At 45.9% G+C, this 3847-nt stretch carries 3 protein-coding genes; all 3 read left to right on the top strand.

Translation table 11 applies throughout. The features are described from left to right. The coding region (locus Q0R35_RS15460) for a tetratricopeptide repeat protein (protein WP_295620243.1) at positions 1 to 965 on the top strand (965 nt) is incomplete at its 5' end. A gap of 162 nt (positions 966 to 1127) precedes the next feature. Beyond that, positions 1128 to 2567 (top strand): trypsin-like peptidase domain-containing protein, encoded by a 1440-nt coding sequence (locus tag Q0R35_RS15465; RefSeq protein ID WP_295620246.1) that lies wholly within the window; start codon positions 1128 to 1130, stop codon positions 2565 to 2567. Between the two features lie 63 nt (positions 2568 to 2630). Further along, a partial coding sequence (locus Q0R35_RS15470) for a tetratricopeptide repeat-containing serine protease family protein (RefSeq protein ID WP_295620249.1) occupies positions 2631 to 3847 on the top strand: 1217 nt, incomplete at its 3' end.

Here is a 3847-nt window from a genome sequence, read left to right on the forward strand (position 1 = left end):
TAGGCAGTTTGGCAGATCTCGATCGAGCGATTCAACTCGACCCCAAAAACTCTCTAGCCTACTTCAGTCGTGGTAACATAAAAACGCTAAAACTCGAAGATTTTCAGGGCGCATTAGTTGACTACAATCGCACCATTCAACTCGATCCCAAATATGCTGAAGCTTACGAAAATCGCGGTTTCTTGAAAGAGAGAAAGCTCAAGGATAATCAAGGAGCATTAGCTGACTACAATCGCGCGATTTCGCTCGAACCCAAACGTGCTGTTACCTATTTCCTGCGTGGTATTTTCAAGGAGAGTGAACTTCAGGACATTCCGGGAGCATTAGTTGACTACGATCGGGCGATTTCGCTCGACCCCAAAGAGGCTAATGTTTATGTCGTTCGTGGCGATCTCAAGCAGAGCAAGCTCCAAGACGATCGAGCAGCATTAGCAGACTACAATCGCGCGATTGCGATCGATCGTAACAGTATTGCTGCTTACAAAAGTCGTGCGGCTCTAAAATCAAAGAAACTTCAGGACATTCAGGGCGCATTAGCTGACTGCGATCGCGCGATTGCGATCGATCCTAATCAGGCTGATACTTACAACGCTTGCGGTGTTCTCAAATCAGGCAAACTCCAGGATTTTCAGGGAGCATTAACAGACTTCGATCGAGCCATTCAACTCGAACCCAATTCGGCTCGTGTCTATGCCAATCGTGGGATGCTGAAAATGACTAAACTGGGGAACATTCCGGGAGCATTAGCCGACGCTAATCGAGCGATCGAACTCGACCCCGAACTTGCTGATGCTTTTGCCATCAGGGGTTCACTCAAACATGCTTCTACAGATCGAGCGGGTGGAATTGCCGATATCCGACAAGCTGCAAAACTATATCAGCAGCAACGTAATACTGAAAAATATCAGATGATGATTAAAGTACTAACAGAATGGCAAAAACTCGATCGCAATTCTAATAGTTAAACATCTTCGATCTTAACTGGTGAATCGCAGATCGATCGATTTGAGGTCATCGATGCGATTTGCGATCGCACCGCCAGATCGCGTAAATGCGTGGGATTGGCGATCGTCAGACGAAAATTTAGACTATATTAATCCCATTATAAAATAATTAATTACCCGCTCATGTTACCTAAGATCTCGCAGTGGACTAGACTTATTGGCATTAGTGCCACGATCGCACTCGTGCAACCAAACATCGCCGCCGCCAAAAGCTCAGTCGAGATTGCCGATATAGGTAAAGCAATTACAGTATCGATTTCCACGCCTGAGAGTTTGGGTTCTGGTGTCATCCTTCAGCATCAGGGCAATATTTATACTATTCTCACTACTGCTAGTGTCGTAAAAGATCGAGCCAAATATAAAATTACCACACCAGATAATCGCTCCTATGAAGCTATTAGCAGCTCGATTCGCACGGCTCCTGGTAATATCGATCTTGCTATTATCAAATTCAAATCCACAGCTAACTATCTCACAGCCAAGCTTGGCAACTGCAACATTCTAGAATCTGGCATGAGTATTTATGTCAATGGATTTCCTGGTACGACTAAAGCCATCACTGAGTCGGTATTTTTATCTAGGGAAGGTCAAGTTTCTGCCAATAGCACTAGAGTTTTAGAAAATGGTTATTCCCTAATTTATAGTAACCAAACTCTACCAGGAATGAATGGTGGAGCAATCTTAAATAGTGATGGCGAGCTGGTTGCCATTCACGGTAAAAGCGATAAAGATGACAATGGCAACCAAACCGGACTTAATCTCGGCATCCCCATCAACCAATTCGGGATGGTGGCGCGGAATATGGGCATTGAACTAGATGGAAAAGTAGCCCCTATCCAAACTAATACCGCAGCCAAAGCAGGCGATTACTTCGCATCAGCAGTCCCGAAAATAGGTAGAGGAGACTCTATGGGTGGTTTGACAGATCTCGATCGAGCCATTCAACTCAACCCCAACTATGCCCTGGCGTATTCTTTGCGCGGCGCGCTCAAAGCGTTTAAACTCATTGACACTCAGGGAGGATTAGCCGACTTCAATCGGGCGATTGCTCTCGATCCTAGATTTAGTCTGTCTTATCAACATCGTGGTATGCTCAAAGCGTTAAAACTTAATGACATTCAAGGGGCATTAGCCGATTACAGTCGAGCAATTTTGCTCGATTCCAAAAATGCTACTACCTATGTTGTTCGTGGTACTCTCAAAGCGACTAAACTCAACGACATTCAGGGAGGAGTAGCCGACTTAGATCGGGCGATTTCTCTCGACCCTAACAATGCTGATAGCTACTCTCTTCGTGGTGTTTTCAAAGCGACTAAACTCAACGACACTCAAGGGGGATTAGCCGACTTAAATCGGGCGATTTCGATCGACTCTAATAATGCGATGGCTTTCAAGGCTAGGAGTGTAGTCAAGTACATGAAGTTAAACGATCGTGCTGGTGGAATTGCCGACATGAAGCAATCTGCCAGACTGTCAAAAAAACAGGGCGATCTGGCAGAATATCAGTTAACGATAGACCAACTAAAAGCATGGGGAATAACTAGTAATAGTTCGGGTTTTTAGCAAAGGTAACCAGACAGCTCTATTCTTAAAAAGATCTCAAATTGTCAAATAATTACATCTTTTATGTCACTTAGAATCTCACTGTGGACGGGTCTAATGGGAGTCGGTGCGACGATCGCACTAGTTCAGCCAAATATCGCATCTGCTAAGTCCTCAGTCGAGATAGCCGATACAGCCAAAGCAATTACCGTATTAATTACCGAGCCAAATAGCGTTGGTTCGGGGGTAATTCTCCAACAGCAAGGCGATATCTATACCGTACTCACCGCCGCTCATGTGGTGAAAGCCAAAGCCAGCTTCAAGATTACTACGCCAGACGATCGATCTTATGAAGTAATTAGCAGCTCGATTCGATCTGCACCCGGTAGTATCGATCTGGCTGTCATCAAGTTCAAATCGACAACTAAATATCCCACCGCCAAATTGGGAAATTGTAACGTCCTCAAATCGGGGATGGATCTCTATGTTGGTGGTTTTCCAAGTACGAGCAGAGCGATAACACAGTCAGTATTCATGTTTAGGGAAGGTAAAGTTTCAGCCAATAGTAATAAAACTTTCGAGAAGGGTTATTCACTGGTTTACAGTAACGATACATTGCCAGGAATGAGTGGTGGAGCGGTATTAAATAGTGACGGCGAGCTAGTCGCCATTCATGGGCGGGGCGATCGCGATGACAGTGGAGCCAAAAACGGATTCAATCTCGGTATTCCCATCAATCGGTTTGCGACGGTGGCGAGTAATATGGGAGTCAATCTGGGTGGGCAAGTAGCACCTATTCCCCAAAATACCTCACTGAAGGCTGATGATTACTTTGCATCAGCGGTGCAAAAGGATGCCAAAGGAGACTATCGGGGCGCACTGGCTGACTTGAATCAAGCGATCGCCCTCAACCCTAAATATGCCGCTGCTTACGCTGGTCGCGGTGGTATCAAAGGTGAAAATTTCAACGATATGCAGGGCGCACTGGCTGACTTGAACCAAGCGATCGCCCTCAACCCCAAATCTGCCACAGCTTACAACAATCGCGGTGCTCTGAAATATCTAAAGCTCAATGATGTGCAGGGCGCACTTGCTGACTTGAACCAAGCGATCGCCCTCGACCCGAAATATGCCGCTGCTTACAACAATCGCGGTGGTATCAAAGGTGAAAAGCTCAACGATATGCAGGGCGCACTGGCTGACTATAGCCAAGCACTTGCCCTCGACCCGAAAGATGCCAATGCTTACTCTAATCGCGGTGAGCTGAAATATCTAAAGCTCAATGATGTGCAGGGCGCACT

Source organism: Chamaesiphon sp. GL140_3_metabinner_50 (assembly GCF_025361915.1).
Taxonomy (GTDB): Bacteria; Cyanobacteriota; Cyanobacteriia; order Cyanobacteriales; family Chamaesiphonaceae; genus Chamaesiphon.